The following is a 16,680-nucleotide window of genomic DNA, read 5'->3' as shown; positions in this document are numbered from 1 at the left end:
TCTTTTTTATATAGTTGGTGATGAATTAATCTGATTTATCTCTTTTTGAACCTTATCCATTCTTTTCTTCTTTTCTTTTTCATCTAAGGAAGCTTTCTTAATCTCATTCAACTCCTGCTTCTTAATATCCAACATTAACCCTTTTTTTTTAGCTAACTTCGCAATCTGAAATGCTCTTTCAAATTGCTTCTTTTCGATAAATGCCTGAATCAGCGACTTAGATAGTTCCGGTTCTAATTCAAAGGCTTTATCAGGCTCGGCATATAAATAAGTAAATAAAACAATATTCCGATCTTGTTTAGAAAGTTTCTTATAATCTAATTGATGGAATAAACGTGCAGCTTCTTTATACTTTTGAATAGCAGCAAGCTTGGTTCCCTCCAGCAAACGAGGATCTATTTGATTTTTTGGGGTTGCCTTACTCTTTGTAACCAGGGAGGGGACATCAAAAAATATGATACATGCAATAATAGTGATCATTAATGAAAGAGTAACAAGAAATACCTTTCCACCTTTTTTAGAAGGTTTCTTTCTTCTCTCTACTTCTAATTCGATAGGTTTAGGGTCATCATCATAGGATACTGGCTTTTCAAGCTCAGTGGTTATAGCATTGATTTCTCTCTGGATAACATCTTCTAAATCATGATATATACGGGCTCTATGTATATCATTTATTAAATGGGTTCGATCCTCTTCTATGACTTCGTCTTCGATTACATAGATTATCAAATCTTTAATCTGTTGAAAAATAGTACTTTCATCAAACCCCTCGGCAGGTAAGACCCCTTTTATTCCATAGTAAAGAATTCTCACTTCCCCGTCACGATTAATAAATAGATTCAGTGGCGAAAGTATGGTATTTAATCGATCATATTCCTCAAACAGCTTACCTAACTTGATCATATTCTTTGCTATGTCTAGACGAGTAATAAAGATATGATGTTTATTCACTTCTTGTAGTGGAGCGAATCCGGGGTCTATAAAATACTTTATACAGAGTGCATTTTGGTCATATATATAATCCAATTCACAATTAAACGATATATTCTCTTCAGGAAGTACTTTTGTCAGATCACATACTTTATAAAAATCTTCTTCTTCAAAAGGGGTTAACACATAACATGCTTTGGTTTCGGTTAGCCCTAGAAGCCCGTGGTTGAATTTAATCTCCTTCATGACCATCTCCCTTTTAAGTAAGAAAAGACGGCGCAAAGCCGTCTCTTTTTGAGTTATAACGTGTTAGCAGCTTTTTTACTACTTACCTTTCCGCTATCTTTTTTCACTTTGTATTCTTTCTTCAAATAGGTTTTTCCATTTTTATTTTGGACACTTACCTTATTCTTTTTCAATTGAACTTTTCCATCACTTTTATATTGGTTCAAGCTACTTTTTTTCTTAGAATCGCAATCCTGTTTAAGTACATAAATAACGGTTTGTCCCTGATTAGAAACACTTTTTGAGCTTATTTTTTTTGGCTTAGGCTGGATGTCTTTTGGATCAGGATAATCAGCAGGTTCACGAATACCTATGTCTTTCGGAGCAAGATCATTAGTAGGTTCATAATTTTTTACATCTTTAGGGTCATCAATATTCTTATCATCGTCTTGATAAATGGGTGGTTTATCGTCATTCATAGTGGGTTTCGGTGTATAATTTGATCCCTTCTTGGAAATTTTCCCTTTCACATTCAAATCAACATTGTAATCCCCGACATCTCCTTTGACATTTAAATCTACATTTGTATCTTTATTGGATATCGGCTCCTCTTTATCTTTCTTTCCATAATTAGAATCATTAATTAAAATGATGTCTTTCTGACCATCATCGTTTATAGCTATATCATTTGAATTTTTCAATTTCGGGTCTTTGATCTTTACAATTTGATCGTCTACTCGATTTCTTTTTCTATCATCGTCTTTTTGATATTGATTTGTAATATTCCAGATATTGTTGGTGCTGCTATTATGGTCATTCTTATTCACATTGTTACTAATTCGAGTGATGTTGTTGTTAATGTTTTGGGTGTTATGATTTCCTTGTTGTTTTTGGGAATTGTCGATTTTTATCTTTTGAATGGGTTTTTGGTAATCGGGTTTCTTGATACCGATTTTTGGTAAGCGAGGTTTGTAGTCGGGTTTTTTAAAATCAGGTTTTAAATCGGGCTTTTGGTAATCAGGTTTATTGAAGTCAATATTTGGATTATGGGGATTTGGGTAGTTGGGTTTATTGTCAATCGGCTTGTTGTCATCCGTATTCGTATCATCTGGCTTGTTATCATCTTTTTGATTATCATCTTTTTGATTATCATCTTTTTGATTATCATCTGATGGTTTATTGTTATCGTCATCGTTTTTATCGTCGTCATCTTTCTGGTCATCGGTCTTATTATCATCGGATTTATCGTCATCAATCATCTTGGATGCTAATAAATCTGCTTGGTCGTCATTAATTACTTTCATTCCGAGGAGGTCTGTTGCGTTTAACTGGTTCGTTGCTGTATCAGAATTCTTTGTATCTATATTACCATCTTGACTTTTGTCACTATCACTTGTTTTGGTAGCAAGACTGACGATATGTTGTACTAAATCATCTGTACTAATGGTCTCAACAGTGGTAGTATTTGAGTTTGATAGATTACTAGACTCCTGACTAGCTTGGGGGGGGTGACTGATATTAGCGGCTAAGTCCTTACTTACTTCCTCTTTTTTATCTACCGTTGCAGATACCTTGGTAGTCGTGTTACAGCCAGCTAAAGCACCTGCCGCAACGGTAGCTACCATTGCAGTTGCTCCCAACTTCTTCGCCCATTTTTTTGCATCAAATGGAGCCATCTCATAACCTCCTGATTTTTTATAAATATATGACTATTCATTTATTCTATATCAATTGTCTAAAATAATTCAATATTTTACTCTTGTCATATTTAACAAAATTTAAGGCGAGATATTATTTTTGAGTACTTCTGCTGGATCGAGAACTTCAGATTTACAACCAGAACAACTTCCTATCCCTCTTGGGAATTTTGGATGATCGAAGTAAGGCTTTGTTTCTATTTTTGGTCTCATATTTGAACCGGTATGACAGTTTTGACCCCGCCCAATGAAGGGATCTGTAACAACTGTATGAGGTGCAAAGTGAGAGTCAGAGTTTGCAGTTAGCCAAGGATTTCTTGGTCCATTCTGATGACTTCGTGGGTCCCAAACAGGGACTAACTTTCTAATAATATTTAAATCTTTGATATGAACCTCAAAATGAAGATGTGATGGCGAAGAACCGTAGGCAAATGCTTCTCTTCCTACTCCAGCAATCACTTGTCCAGCTTTTACTCTTTGACCTGCTTTGACAGTAATGGTTTCTCTCGGTGTATGTCCATACCAAGTCAAAAGACCATTTGCATGGACAATCCCTATATACCATCCAAAACCTCCAGGATTACTTTTTATTTTATATACAATTCCATCCGCAGCTGCTAGAATTGGTGTAGTAATCGGTGCAGCTATGTCTACTCCATTATGAAATCCTTCCGCTTCATGCGGACGACTTTGTCCCCAAGAAGCCTGCTCACAAACAGGGAGATTCGGGTCAGTTGGCTTTCCGACTGGCCATACCCATCCCGGAAGACTACCACCGTTTTGAGAAGGTGAACCTACTCCAGCTAATAATACTGTGCCATCAAAGTTCCTGGCCTGCTCTTCAATGGCTGCAACTTTGTTCCAATCCTTGGTGATATCTGCTAAAGCACAGGTAACCGCTCCGTATCCTCCAACTTTCCCTTCCTTTGCCTCCTTTATCTTCTTGTCCTTTAATGATTTCATGCAATCGGTCTCTGATTTTTCATGAGCTTCCATTTTCTCTTTCAAAGTTTTAGCCACTAACTCTATCTTTTGTTTAATCGAATCTAATGATTGTGTGGGATTCGTTGAAACTACTGTTGAAGCTTTTTCTGTTGGTGTACCTGGCGGGATTTTCCCTTTAGCAAAATACTCTTTGTAATAATGTGGAACTTTCTTAACATAATCCTTAGTCTCCGTAAAATCAGGTACTCCTTTGTATTTATTAACGTTTCCGGGCCCTGCGTTATATGCTGCTAAACCAAGAATCATATCATTGTTATATTTCTTATAGTAATCGGCGAAATGTTTGGCGCCTGCATGAATGTTTTTAACTGGATCAAAGCAATCAGTAGCGGGATTTAAACCTGCTTCTCTACAATTTTCTGGCATCAACTGCATTACACCCCTTGCTCCCGCTTTTGATACGGTTTTAGGGTTAAAGTTACTTTCTTGCTTCGCTATAGCTTTCAGTAAATTTGGATCGATTCCAGTTTTAGCTCCAGCTTCAACGAAAACTTGAGCATAAGGAACATCTTCTCCATTAGCAGATGTTGTACTAGATATCCCTTGGACATCTTGATGGTAGTTCTGATCAGTCTTATGGATAGAAGCAAGTATAGACCAAGGAATATCATACTTTTTACCAATTTCCTCATAAGTTGTTTTCAATGGTTCCGGTACAGGGTCTAACAGTTGCTGATGCACATCAGCAGGAAGTTGTACCTGACTACTATCGTTGTTGCGTGAACCTCCTCCCATGGATAATCCCAAAATAAAAGCGATTAAGAATATACAAAAGCTAACTATTACCGATAAAAATAAGGCTATCTTCTGCACATCAATTCACCCTTGTTAGTAGTCATATATAGCATCTGGATCAAAATCCCGTACATCAATAACCTTCCATTTATTTTTCTCTTTAGCCCAAAAGATAATAAAGTCTTGATCAATTTGCTTTTTCTCTGTTTTATCAAGGATTAAATAGGTATCTTCTACTTTCATTTTGACAATCGAAGTGATTAATTGTTCTTCCAACCCAATCTGGTTCTTATTTGAGAAGACTTCAATTTTCAATGGTTTACTAGCAACTAACTGAATCCCGGCTCGATTTGGCATATTAATTTCATCGACTATTTGTTTTCTTTTGTCTTTAAAGCGACTATGTAAAAAGTTTTTTGAGTTTTCTAAGAATCCATTAGGATTTACATTTGTGTATGAAAAATAAGACTCTGCAAATGGTTTTGATTGATTGTAAACTTGATCCACATCTTCTTCTGAGATGTTTATTTTATTTGGTGTTTTATCACTCGCTTTATGAATAGTTTGATCAGTAGACTTTAATGGATCTTTCTTTGCTACATTCAAAATAACGACTACAAGGACAAATACAATGAATAAAATATAAAATACTCTTCTTTTTTTACTCGACATTCCAACCCTCCCTTTTAAAAGTTCGATTATATTTACTTGAAAAAATTATACCTAATATTCTACTATTAAATTAATACAAAAAGTCAAAAACATCGGTGATTCTAATATGAATAATTTGCAAAAAGTACTTAAAAAAGGCGAAGGGTATCAAATTAAAAAGAAGAGATGGCAAAAGATTGTATTTAATATTTTGCTTATTTATGTTTCTATTAATTTAACTGGTTATTTTCTAATACATATATTTTCGAATTCCGATTCTGGGAAAAATGGAGTTGAAATTAAAAATACTCTAACTAAACAAGAAAAGAACATAATCAGTAGTCCAGAAGCCCAATCCTTCGCACAACAATTTGCAGAACAATTTTATACATGGAAAGCAAAAGATAAAGAAGGAAGAATGAAAAATTTAGCACAGTTTCTAAGTGAAGGGGTTGATAGTCAAGCGGGCTTAAAAGAAGAATCTCTCGATAACTCTAATAGTCAAGTAATCGGTACTCAGATTTATTCCATCAATGAAATAGACGCAAAGAAAGCAAATCTCACCGTAAGAGTAAGCACCATCTTTGAAACATTAAACAAAGATGGGAAGAGTGAAAAAAAATATAATGTCATCCGTTATCTATCTATCCCAATCGGAACCAATGGGACATCCTTTGCTGTTATTGACCTTCCAAAAGTCATACCACAACCACAGAAAGCAAATCTAAAAAAAGAAATAGAGGATACGGATGAAATCGACGATACCAATAAAAAAGAAGAAATTAAAAAGTTCCTTGCTCAATTTCTTAAAACATATGCTGAAGGTTCCTCTCAAGAGTTGGCTTATCTGATGGAGAACGGGAAGCCGATCAAAGGTTATAACAAGCTGCTTACTTTTAAAGAAATCGAATCCATTCAGGTATACAAAGGAAAAGATTATTTAGTCAGAACCACAGCCTCTTTCCAAGACAACGGAACTAAAATCATCATGAGCATGCCGTTTAAAATAGATATTGTGCAAAAAAACAATCAATTATTGATTTCAAAAATACGTGAGAAATAGAGGATGAGGACTATGATATTACTTTTGGGCCCTATACAAGAATTACAAAGAAATATTTTAGGACCAGAAATTCAGGCTTTTTTCTTTCTAGTTGTCGCCGGACTTTGTGCTTGGTTAGTGTGGAAAAGACAGTTCATTGGATTACTCGGTTTCCTATGCTTATCTTTTATTGCTGGTATTTTCATATATAGACCGGATATCATTCAAGGAATCGCTGAAACGATTGGACCTACTCTTTTTAGAGATTGGAATAAGTAATATGGAAGAAAAACTACCAAAAAAAATACGGACTTACTCCGATGTATTTAAGCAAGAAAAATTGATTCGTCACTTATTCGGATATGATTTAGGTAGAGCGATTCCCTTGAAATCAGTAGGATATTTTGTCTTAATGCTAGCTTTTATGCTTATCATCAGTAATGTTTATCCTCTCTCTTTGTTTTGGAAGTTACCCATTATCTCCATATTCAATTTCTTTTTTATGAAGTATTTCATTATTCCAGCTCTTGCTAGTTATGCACTTAGCAATACCAAACTAGATGGGAAGATTCCTACTCATTTTGTGAGAGACTATATCAGATACATCCAATCAAATAAGTATCACTCGATGTATAAAGATATCGAAAACCATCAACTACTTATTAATCATCAGATTATGTTCAAAAAAAGAAAGGATGACTAGGTGAGTGAATCATTACAATTGCCCAATCGTCTACTTCGAAGATAATATTATCTTTAATTCTGCCGGGGAATTTCGGGCGGTGTATGAGATTCCCCCTATTCATTTTGATTTCTTAAGTTATGAACAACAAATGTATCAATCTGACTTATGGGAAGGTCTCTTAATTAGTTTGGATGATGAGGAATGTCAGCTTTTAATGATTCCAGAGATTAGAAGATTCGATTATCAATTTGATAAACTAAAATCGCAAATACCAGAACAATTGAAAGAAACAGGCAACGGGTTTTTCGACCGAACTTATCAATATTTGAAACAAAGCAAAGAAATGATCGAATATCATTTCTTTTTATCTATCAAACTAGTAAGTTCAAGTTTTAATGTTAAAAAGTTATCCTTATTTGATCGGATTAAATATCATTTGAAGGATACGAAACGCCAACTCAAAAGTTTGGGAGATGATACTTTTTATATTTTAGATGAAGAAATGAATGAATATAAAAAAGCAGAACAACGACTATATGATAAAGTGAAGTATTTTTTGAATGGCTATCGTGTCCCTACCGATACTATCCAATGGCTACTTAAAAGAACTGTCTGGAGAGGGATCGAAGAACCTTTACTTCGGAAAAATTGGACTCCTCGCTACGAAGAGGTTATTACCGAAAAAGGGAAAGCAAAAAAGCCGACTGGAGATATCTTGACTTTATTTGGAGGACTACAAAGTGACCGATATCAACGGATGTTGGAATTAGAGCAGTTTTATCAAGGAGAATTCCGAAAAAGTTACTTATCTTTCCTCTCCCTTACTTATTTACCCGATGAGCGTGAGTTTCCCGGATTTCCCTGGATTTACTGGATACAAGAAGAGCTCGATTTCCCTGTCGAGGTTTCTATTAGATTAAAACCAATTAAGCATGATATCGCTCTTAAAAAGGTGCGAAATAAACAAGCGGAACTAGATGAGCAAGCCGAACATATTGCTCAAATTGGTGGAACCATATCTAGAAACGTGGAGGAAGCTATTAATGACGCTAGAGAGTTAGAAAGGGACCTTTCCAAAGATAAATTCCCCATACTTAATACAACCGTAATGTTTTGTGTTTATGCAGAAAGTGAAGATTTACTTCACTCCTACATTGATAAATTGATCTATATATATGAAACGAAGCAATTTGAGATCGATATTCCCCGAACAGACCAATACCATGCTTTTTCAGAATTTCTAATCGGATCACAACAGTATATAGATCAATATCAGCACCCACTCGATCCAAACTATGTAGCATGCAGTATGTTTGGAGCAACCAGAGATATTGGAGATATAGACGGCTTCTACATAGGAGCTTCAGGAAATCAACAAGTGTTTGTTAACCCACGGCGCGCCCCATCGGATAGCTTTATCTCCACTTCCCCTTCTATTGCAGTAGTTGGGGCATCAGGGAAAGGAAAAACTGTAGGCGTGAATTATCTAATCTTAAACGAGCTAATGCTAGGGGCACAAGTCCTAATTATTGACCCGAAAGGGGACCGAATACTCTGGCCAGATCTCATGCCAGAAGAAATTAGAAACGTCATGCAGGTAGTTTCATTAGGAGAGCAAGAGCAAGATAAAGGAAAGCTAGACCCGTTGGTAGGAGATCCAAAAGGAGGTGCAAGTACAGCCAAAAGGATTTTAAAACTACTAGCAGCAGTAAGAGATGGGAAGTTTGAAGCTACAGCGATCGAAGAAGCAGTCGAACAATCAATCCAAGGAGATAATCCATGTATGATCGATGTCGTGGAGCGACTCGATGAGCGTTTTAAAGGGATGTCCAGAGAAAAAGTTACCAACAGCCGTTATGATGATTTCGAGACCATGGTATATACGTTGAAACACCGAGCGAACTCGGGTCAATCCATGCTTCTGTTTGGTGATGGTTCGCAAGAGAGTATCAATTTGAATAAGCAGTTAACCATTCTTCAAATTCAAGATCTACCCAACATCATTAATGACAAGGAAAATGAGGTGCTCGGATTATCCCTACTTAGTTCGCTTGCTGACTTTTCACGCCGTTTTGCAAATCAACCATCAAAACACTTTAAAATCAGTGTATTCGATGAGGCATGGCGACTGGCTAAGACTACAGAAGGTCGTGCCGTTTTAGAAGAGTTAATCCGTACAGGTCGTTCACAGAACTCAGCACTATATGTCGTAACTCAGAATGCACGTGACCTTAGTTTTGGTGATCTGGATAAAGACGGAGACCGAGGTGAAGAGATTCGTGGAAACTTAGGAATGCGTTTTTGCTTCCATGCCAAGGATGGGAATGATGCAAACAGCTCTTGTCATTTACTAGGAATCGAACCAACCGATGAGAATAAACGAAGGCTCAAAAGCTTACGTCCTGGACAATGTCTCATGGCAGATTTGGAAGGAAGAGTGGGCGAAGTTGAGTTTATCATCGAAGATATCCACCCTGAACTATTTGCAATATTAGATACCCGACCTGATCACTTCTCCGCTCAACAAGAGAAGGTCAAAAAACAAGTCGGTTAACATCAAGGGAAGGACAAATATGAAACGTTCAATCAATCTTGCCTTACTTATCTCCTTGTTTCTAATGATGTTTGGAATCCCCGGTGTATGGGCTGCACCGAAAAATATCAAGTGTGTTCCAAGCGGAAAAGAGCAAAGTGTTGAACAGCTTAATCAACGGATGGAACTTTTAATTCTTAAAAATGGAAAACAGAACAGTTTGTTAAGAGGGAAAGCAGCGGCTTTTGTCGCAGCTGGTCAAAAATATGGGGTTGACCCTGTTTTGATGATCGCCATTTCTTTTTTTGAAACAGGTTATGGGACAACTCCTGCTCTTAAAAACTATAATAATCCTGGTGGATTGATGGCTGGAATAACGAGCGAAAATAAAGAATTTCAGACATTTGGATCAATTGAATCGGGAATTGAAAAAAAAGCGTATACTCTTCGAAAAAATTATATCTCAGAAGGGAGAACAACTCCTGAAACCATCGGACCCAAATATGCTCCAGGAGGTGTAGCTAATGACATAAATGGTACCAATAGACTATGGCCAAGTCAGGTGAATAAACTTGTACAGGAACTTGGTGGATTAACCTACCAATGCGGACCAACGGTAGAACAAATCCCCCCTGCACCTAATCACTTTATGTTAAGTAGCGACCTACAGCAACAAATTGCCCAATCAACTCCATTTACCGCATCTAACATCTCTCAACCAACTCAAACGGGACAACCTTTACCATTCTCTCTAACAACTAGTCAATCTATTACAGGATATAATAATCTTCAGGATGTTGTTACTAATCTAAAAGGGAAGGAAAATAAAGACTACAGTGGACCCCAAAGCACATTCGATTACAACATGAATCTTCCAGAGATCCAGAAAAAAATTGAAAAAGAAACTGGCTATAAAGCGAGATATGCGGAATACTTACCCAGTCGTTATACTTTAGAATATGTTGAAAATAATAATAGCTGGTGGGATATTGCTCAAATTGCAGACTATACTAAGTCTGGGATTTACAAGATGGTTGATGCTTTATGGAGCTTAATTCGGATGGCTGCATTTATCATGATTTTGGTAGTACAAAATGCCTTTACACTTGATATCGTTGATGATTTTGCTGATGAAATCCAAAAAGGTGTACAACAAGTTGCAGGATGGAATAGTGGAGTATTCGAAGGTGGAATATGGGGATCTTTACTATCTCTAATACTCATGCTTACTGGTGCATGGGCAGTAGTCCAGATAGCAAAACAACAACACATCAAATTTTGGACTGGTCTTGCTGCAAGTTTTGCTATATTGCTTTTCTCAGTAGGTTTTTTCACAAAGTCCGCATTCATTTTAAAAACATTAAATGATGTCTCATCCGATGTGAACAATGAAGTATTAGTTAATGCACTCAATGCAACAACTAATAAAAATGTTAAGAGTGAAGCCGCCCCTTATGTACTTTCTGATCAAATATATGACATAACCATTTATGAACCTTATTTAATGCTACAACATGGTAGAACTGAGAAAACAAAGCCTTCATTAAGCAAAGAGCGAATTAAAAAAATCTTAGAAGCTGGTATAGGGAGTCAAGAAAGAATTGATGCAGCTAAAGCGGAGTCAAATCAAGAGGGAAATATGATAAGACCCGATAAACAATGGGACCGCTTAACCATGATTATCCTTTTTCTAATCACTTTTTTAATTATCATCGTAGTTCTAGCAGTAATTTCAGGAGCCATTATCGTTTATCAAATTTACCTATTAGTCCTAGCTATGCTATATCCAGTTATCGGTTTGATGGCTGTCTTTCCTAGATTCCGAAGAATGTTTAAGAATTGGGGGAAGAAAATCCTAAAGGCAGCTTTCATGAAGTTTGGATATTCATTTTTACTTATCATTATCTTTATTATGAGTAGCCTTGCCCGGAATATAGCAGGAAAAGTAGATGGGTATGGGATCTATTGGTCTCTCTTCCTTCAATTAATTATCATCTTAGGAATTCTGTATAAAAGAAACGAAATCTTCGGATTTATGAATACTCAGGCATCTAGCTTTGAAAACTTTGCATCTCGTGGAGCAAGAATGGTTATGAATGCACCACGTCAAGCGATCAATACGTATAGAAAAGGAAAGAAATTGATTGGAGGTGTAAAACGAGGTGACAAGAGAACTGCTCAATTTTCAGCTAATGCAACGAGAACAGTCGGACGTGGTGCTCGAGCCGCTGCACGAGGGACTTCTGAAGGTGCTGGAAGAGTAGTTAGAGGCATAGAGAGCTTTAAAAAAGATCCAATTAAATCAATTGAAAATCGCTTTAATGATGTAGGGAATGTTAAGGATAAGGTGAAGAGTGAAGTTAAAGAAAAGCACAATGAAATCAAAGATAGAGCGACGTTCCACTATTACAAAGGTTATCTACATCCCGAACTAAAGAAAAGTAGATTAAATGCTAAAAACAAAGAGCAGGTCAGCAAGCCGAATCCAATCAAAAGTTCTACTACGAAACAGTCACAATCTAAACAAAAAAGACCAAAAAGAATACCAGGTAGAAATATTTCACCTAAACCTCCACCGAAAGGAAGGAAGAGATAAATGGAAAACAAATTGAAAGATAAAAAAATATGGATTATAACAGGTTGCTTAGTATTGTTGGCTATTCTAGGTACTTGGTGGTTCTCTTCCGCTCAAGTAGATATCAGTGATATAGAGGATGCCAATGAATATTTTAAAGAAGCGGATGAAGCTGTTGTGAAGTTTCAAGAGGCAAGACTAAGACGAGATAATAAAAACTTGCTAAATATGCTTGAACCTAGCTTAATAAGTCAATATATGACATATTTTAAACCAGAAGAAATCCCTGAACCAGAAGTAGCTAATTTGAGATTGACACAATATACACTTATTCGCTATCCCAAAGATCTAAATACAGTTTACTACAAGATTAACTTTCAAACTCCTGGAGGTTTATCTACTGATGTTCATAAACTAATCAAAACGTCAGATGGTTGGAAGATCGCAGATAAATTTAATCTCCGATTGCACACATTAGAATTTAATATAGAAACGCAGAAAATCACACCTCAACCCGTACGTTATGAATATCAATAAGGAGCTGTGATAATGGAGAGCAAATTAAAAAAAATATGGATAATAACGGGATGCTTAGTTTTATTAATAATCCTAGGTACATGGTGGTTCTCCTCCACCCAAGTAGATATCACCGATATCGAAGATGCCAATGAATATTTTAAAGAAGCAGATGAAACTGTTGTGAAATTTGAGGAAGCTTGGTTAAGACAAGATAATAAAACAAAATTAGAAATGATCGAACCAAACTTAAGGAGCCAGTACCAAAAACTATATGATCCCAATGAAAAACCTTATCCAGAAGTGGCAGCTTTAGATCTAAGAATTAAACAGTATACCTTAGTTCGTTACCCTAAAGATCAAAACACGGTTTATTATCACATTCAATATCAAAGTCCTGGGGGTTTATCTAGTGGTTATCATAAATTGATTAAAACTGCAGATGGATGGAAAATAGCAAATCAATATCACTCTCGATTGCATCGCATAGAGTTTGATATAGAAACGCAGAAAATCACACCTCAACCCGTACGCTATGAATATCAATAAGGAGCTGAATCATGGAGAGCCAACTAAAAAATAAAAAATATGGATTATAACAGGATGCTTAGTTTTATTAATAAATTTGATGCCCGATTTCGGACTATAGAATTTGATTTAGATACTGAGAAAATTCAACCACAACCCGTACGTAAGGAGAAAGTTCTATGAATAAACAAAAACAAAGTCGAGAAATCAATGAACTTCACCAAATTTTTTATATTGTCGCTGCTGTTGCTATCATCGCAACAATCTGGCTAATTAGACAGCTCTTCAACTCTCCCCAACTGTTCGATGAGTGGTTGGGGATTTCTTTTTCAGATGTGGTATGGAATATCATGATGGTGTTAAATGGCGTCCTAATTGCTTTATTTTTAGCAACGTGTATAGGGGCAATGCTACATTATTATCATAAAAAAAGTATCCTTAAAAACTACCACTATCTACGAATTTTACCCCATATCCAAACCCAATTTGACACTGAAGCCATCACCCATATGGTTAATCAACTTGGAGGTACAGAACATCGTTGGATTCAACGTATATTGAGGGGCCGTGAATGGTTCCGCTTCTTCGTTTACAGAGATAAAAATGAGCAAATTTCGTTCTATATCGGCTTCCCCATCCATCGAACTAATGATGTAAAACAGATTATCCAGAGTTGCTACAAAAACGCTGAACTTCACTCGATCCCTTTGACCGAATTACCTTTTCCTTCACAAGAAAAGAAAGGTTATGGGGGGTATTTTAAACCTTTGAAAAATCAAAAAGGCTTGCCCTATCAAGCCATAACGAAAGATCATCTATCTGATATCCTCCTCTCAATGGGAAAAGAATCTTACATCGATATCCTTTTTACCCCCACTTCCACCAGAAAACTTTCACGTAAGATTAAGAAGGCACGTCAGCACATGTTAAAGAATGATATGCGGAAATTCCAACTTGAGGGAATGGAACGGGATTTGTTAAACCGTTTAGAAAAAAGGTTATTAAAGCATCAAAAGGTTTTTAAAGTAAGGGTATCTCTTTGGTCAAGGAGTAAAACTTCCGTTCACACCATTGCAAATCAAGTATCCAGCATGGTACGACTAGGGAACGACTTTATAATCAAGGAGACAAGAAAGTGTCCAATTCGAGATAAAACACCACTTCCTGATATCTTTACATCCACTGTGCTTTTTACTGATAAAGAGCTATCTAACTTTATACATCTACCCGAAGGAAAAACTGTTAAAGAAGAAAAAGAGATTACCACCAGTCATCATATTTATGACTACATCCTCCATTTGAACTCCGCACAGCGTACATTAAAAGACTGGGAATTAAGCAAAGGGACACGTTTGGGTGAGTGGGTACATCCCATTTACAAACGAGATATCCGCATCGATTGGGAGCAATTAACAAAACATTTCCTTTTAACAGGTGCACCTGGTATGGGAAAATCAAGTCTATTGATTGAATTTATTGATGGGATTATTAAAGATTGGCTAAAAGACCCAGAAAACCATCCCGGATTTACATTAATTGACCCCGCACGTGAAACCATTTCTATTATCGAAAATCGATTAGCATATTATGAAAAACAAGGAATGAAGATACCCAAGCATAAAATCAAACACTTTAATTTAACCGATGATACGACCCATACCATTGCTTTAAATCTCTTATATAAAACAAAAGGTCATTCACTCGAGAAAGTAGCTAAATATACAGCAGAGGTTATCCTAGGAACAGCTAAAAGTGATAACCTTACACAAAGTAAAAGACTACTCCAAATGGCAATATGGGCATTGTTAGAAGATACAGAGCAACACACGATTTTAGGCATTGAGGATTTATTTACAAACTCGAAGTTTCGTAAAAAGGTGCTTCAAAATATCAAAGATCCTTATGTAAAACGGTTTTGGGATAGTATCGATGATGATAAAGACTATAAGAGTAAAATTGAAGCCATTTTAAATCGACTGGATCCACTATTAAGTAATAAAAGTATGCGTAGAATGTATTGTCAATTCGAAATGGCACTCGATATCCGAAAATATATGGATGATGGATGTATAGTTTTTGTAGACATCTTAGGAATGAGCGATCAGGAAATTAAAATCATTGTTGGTCACATGATTACCCAGTATCATCTTGTTGCTCAGAAACGTCCGATTGGCTCTAAGCACCATATCATGATGATTGATGAAGCTCATAGAACACAAATTCCAATTATCGCTAATATTATTGCAGAAGACCGGAAGTTTAACTTTGGAATTGGTCTGATCACGCAAGAAGTAAAGCAGATTAAGGATGCTAAATTACTAAACTCTCTTAATTTAATCGGAACCATCATGAGTTGCGCTCAAGGTCAGGGTGCTGAACATATCGAAAAGATGACCGATTCTTATTTCACCCGTTCGATGATTTCTCGACTCCCTGAACGACAAGCGGCTATTTTCACCCGGTCGAAACACGAAGGCAAAAGTCATATTACTACTTGTATTATTCAAAATGAACCTCCTATCGTTTATTTACCAAATGGAAAAGTGGCTAATTATTTAAATCGAGAAAAGGGAATTGCTCAGGAATGGGGTTATAAATGGGGATTAGAGATAATGAAAGAACAAAAAGAGGTTACGGATATTAAAGAGGTTGACCAAATGATAATGAGGTATATGGAGTCAACTTCCAAAACAGAGATTACTCCAGAACCACTTAATATCAAAGGAACGCAAATAAAAGAGGAAAAGATACTTGATAAGTCAATTATGATGGAGGCTTTAAAAACACCGCTTAAAAATAGCCAAGCTATTCCACTATTCGTCTATGCAAGTACGATGATCTCCGCAGAGCAACTTGGTCAACTGATGAATAAGGATAAAAAATTAATTCTTAATAGTATATCTAAGATGAATAAAAAAGGCAAAATGATTATTTCTCATTACAAAGAAAAATCAAAACCACGCATGTATAGCCTTGGGAAAGATGGAAAAAAAGTCGTGGAAGAATTTATCGGAAAAGAAATCACTCTATATGAAAATAAAAATACTCAGTTAGCTCATTATTGGGGAATTAATGAGGTGTTTATCCGTTTATTTAAAGAAATAGGACATGAAGAGGCATTGGAACGATTATTATGGTATAACACCAAAGATGCTACTAGAATGATGTATCAATTATGGGAAGAGAAGGTGGGAATTCAATTAAAAAATGAGGATAAAAAGAAATATCACGATGAAAAAAAGAGACTGCCTAAACCAGATGCGCTTTTAATTATAGACGAAAAACATTATTGGATCGAATATGATAATGGAACAGAATGGAAAGACTTGCTTGTAGATCGATATAAAAAATACATCAAATATATGGGGCAAATAAAAAATGAGGAAATCATACTTTGGTTTACTGATCAGGAAACTAGAAGAGGTTACATGGAGGAGAAGTGGAAAGAGTTCATAAAAGGAGGAGAAAATAAACCAAATATGAAGTTTCTTACCTTAGATGAAGTAAGAAATTTATTGTAGGTCCCATCCTCCCTCAACTTCCATTTAGGAGGTTTGA

12 protein-coding genes are annotated in these 16,680 nt (G+C 36.0%); 8 read left to right on the top strand and 4 right to left on the bottom strand.

Annotated elements, in window-relative coordinates; all coding sequences use genetic code 11:
• Nucleotides 1-6 precede the first annotated feature (6 nt).
• From DL897_RS15180 to DL897_RS15165, 4 genes are all read right to left on the bottom strand, one after another.
• Nucleotides 7-1,176, bottom strand: coding sequence for a type VII secretion protein EssB/YukC (locus DL897_RS15180; protein ID WP_168188820.1), 1,170 nt, complete (start codon nucleotides 1,174-1,176; stop codon nucleotides 7-9).
• Between the two features lie 53 nt (nucleotides 1,177-1,229).
• On the bottom strand, nucleotides 1,230-2,831 hold the full coding sequence (locus DL897_RS15175; protein ID WP_113659974.1) for a hypothetical protein: 1,602 nt from the start codon (nucleotides 2,829-2,831) through the stop codon (nucleotides 1,230-1,232).
• A gap of 102 nt (nucleotides 2,832-2,933) precedes the next feature.
• A complete protein-coding gene (locus DL897_RS18510; RefSeq protein WP_206186537.1) occupies nucleotides 2,934-4,670 on the bottom strand; it encodes a transglycosylase SLT domain-containing protein in 1,737 nt (578 codons plus the stop codon).
• Nucleotides 4,671-4,685: 15 nt separating this feature from the next.
• Entirely contained in the window at nucleotides 4,686-5,264 is a 579-nt protein-coding gene (locus DL897_RS15165; RefSeq protein WP_113659973.1) for a hypothetical protein, read from the bottom strand.
• 106 nt (nucleotides 5,265-5,370) lie between these two features.
• Between DL897_RS15165 and DL897_RS15160 the strand changes: the two genes are divergently transcribed.
• From DL897_RS15160 to DL897_RS15125, 8 genes are all read left to right on the top strand, one after another.
• A complete protein-coding gene (locus DL897_RS15160) occupies nucleotides 5,371-6,306 on the top strand; it encodes a conjugal transfer protein (protein ID WP_113659972.1) in 936 nt (311 codons plus the stop codon).
• A gap of 12 nt (nucleotides 6,307-6,318) precedes the next feature.
• Complete coding sequence (locus tag DL897_RS15155) at nucleotides 6,319-6,564, top strand: hypothetical protein (RefSeq protein ID WP_113659971.1); 246 nt, start codon at nucleotides 6,319-6,321, stop codon at nucleotides 6,562-6,564.
• Between the two features lies 1 nt (nucleotide 6,565).
• The gene (locus tag DL897_RS15150; RefSeq protein ID WP_113659970.1) at nucleotides 6,566-6,988 is read left to right on the top strand and encodes a TcpE family conjugal transfer membrane protein; all 423 of its coding nucleotides are present in this window, start codon (nucleotides 6,566-6,568) and stop codon (nucleotides 6,986-6,988) included.
• Between the two features lie 4 nt (nucleotides 6,989-6,992).
• Nucleotides 6,993-9,524: an ATP-binding protein gene (locus tag DL897_RS15145; protein ID WP_113659969.1), complete on the top strand. Its 2,532-nt coding sequence runs from the start codon at nucleotides 6,993-6,995 to the stop codon at nucleotides 9,522-9,524.
• A gap of 19 nt (nucleotides 9,525-9,543) precedes the next feature.
• Nucleotides 9,544-12,099 (top strand): CD3337/EF1877 family mobilome membrane protein, encoded by a 2,556-nt coding sequence (locus DL897_RS15140; protein WP_113659968.1) that lies wholly within the window; start codon nucleotides 9,544-9,546, stop codon nucleotides 12,097-12,099.
• Complete coding sequence (locus DL897_RS15135) at nucleotides 12,100-12,615, top strand: hypothetical protein (protein WP_113659967.1); 516 nt, start codon at nucleotides 12,100-12,102, stop codon at nucleotides 12,613-12,615.
• 12 nt (nucleotides 12,616-12,627) lie between these two features.
• Nucleotides 12,628-13,143, top strand: a complete 516-nt coding sequence (locus DL897_RS15130; RefSeq protein ID WP_113659966.1) for a hypothetical protein — start codon at nucleotides 12,628-12,630, stop codon at nucleotides 13,141-13,143.
• Nucleotides 13,144-13,301: 158 nt separating this feature from the next.
• Complete coding sequence (locus tag DL897_RS15125; protein WP_113659965.1) at nucleotides 13,302-16,643, top strand: replication-relaxation family protein; 3,342 nt, start codon at nucleotides 13,302-13,304, stop codon at nucleotides 16,641-16,643.
• Nucleotides 16,644-16,680: the final 37 nt, after the last annotated feature.

Origin of the sequence: Thermoflavimicrobium daqui, assembly GCF_003313465.1 — a bacterium.
Taxonomy (GTDB): domain Bacteria; phylum Bacillota; class Bacilli; order Thermoactinomycetales; family Thermoactinomycetaceae; genus Thermoflavimicrobium; species Thermoflavimicrobium daqui.
This window is presented reverse-complemented; position numbering and strand designations above follow the sequence as displayed.

Excerpts from the sequence above, each read along its gene's own strand:
- DL897_RS15130 (WP_113659966.1), top strand. The coding sequence starts at position 12,628 with ATGGAGAGCAAATTAAAAAAAATATGGATAATAACGGGATGCTTAGTT.
- DL897_RS15180 (WP_168188820.1), bottom strand. The coding sequence starts at position 1,176 with ATGAAGGAGATTAAATTCAACCACGGGCTTCTAGGGCTAACCGAAACC.
- DL897_RS15165 (WP_113659973.1), bottom strand. The coding sequence starts at position 5,264 with ATGTCGAGTAAAAAAAGAAGAGTATTTTATATTTTATTCATTGTATTT.
- DL897_RS15150 (WP_113659970.1), top strand. The coding sequence starts at position 6,566 with ATGGAAGAAAAACTACCAAAAAAAATACGGACTTACTCCGATGTATTT.
- DL897_RS15155 (WP_113659971.1), top strand. The coding sequence starts at position 6,319 with ATGATATTACTTTTGGGCCCTATACAAGAATTACAAAGAAATATTTTA.
- DL897_RS15175 (WP_113659974.1), bottom strand. The coding sequence starts at position 2,831 with ATGGCTCCATTTGATGCAAAAAAATGGGCGAAGAAGTTGGGAGCAACT.
- DL897_RS15140 (WP_113659968.1), top strand. The coding sequence starts at position 9,544 with ATGAAACGTTCAATCAATCTTGCCTTACTTATCTCCTTGTTTCTAATG.
- DL897_RS15160 (WP_113659972.1), top strand. The coding sequence starts at position 5,371 with ATGAATAATTTGCAAAAAGTACTTAAAAAAGGCGAAGGGTATCAAATT.
- DL897_RS15125 (WP_113659965.1), top strand. The coding sequence starts at position 13,302 with ATGAATAAACAAAAACAAAGTCGAGAAATCAATGAACTTCACCAAATT.
- DL897_RS15135 (WP_113659967.1), top strand. The coding sequence starts at position 12,100 with ATGGAAAACAAATTGAAAGATAAAAAAATATGGATTATAACAGGTTGC.